Origin of the sequence: Shewanella gelidimarina (genome assembly GCF_023283945.1) — a bacterium.
In the GTDB taxonomy this organism is placed as follows: Bacteria; Pseudomonadota; Gammaproteobacteria; order Enterobacterales; family Shewanellaceae; genus Shewanella; species Shewanella gelidimarina.
On the sequence record NZ_JAKIKW010000079.1, the window covers coordinates 1 to 502 of the forward strand.

The following is a 502-nucleotide window of genomic DNA, read 5'->3' on the forward strand; positions in this document are numbered from 1 at the left end:
TAACGACCATATTGATGTGCAGTCACTTAAAGCGGGCGAAACACTGACCCGTACCATCACTGTCACCAGTGCTGATGGCACAGCCAGTCACAATGTGATCATCTCCATTGTTGGCACCAATGACGTCCCGGTTGTCACTAACCTAGCCGATCAACTCTCTGGCAGCGTCACCGAAGCCGGTCATGAAGATGACGGTACCGTGCTTGCTGGTACCGCGACAGCTACAGGCCAACTTAGCGCGTCCGATGTCGATACTGGTGCAACGCAAACGTGGTCAGTACAAGGCACGCCGGACACCACTTATGGCACCTTCGCCGTCGATGCTGACGGCAAGTGGACCTACACCTTAAACAATGACGATGCCGACACCCAGGCATTAGCCGAAGGCGATTCTGAGACATTGACCTTTGTGGTCCGTGTCATGGATGACAAAGGCGCCTATGTCGATCAAACTGTCACCGTTATCATTACGGGTACCAACGACGTCCCGGTTGTCACTAAC

General features: G+C 53.6%; 1 protein-coding gene. It reads left to right on the forward strand.

Annotated elements, in window-relative coordinates; genetic code table 11:
* A partial coding sequence (locus L2729_RS21585; protein WP_248990053.1) for a VCBS domain-containing protein occupies positions 1-502 on the forward strand: 502 nt, incomplete at both ends.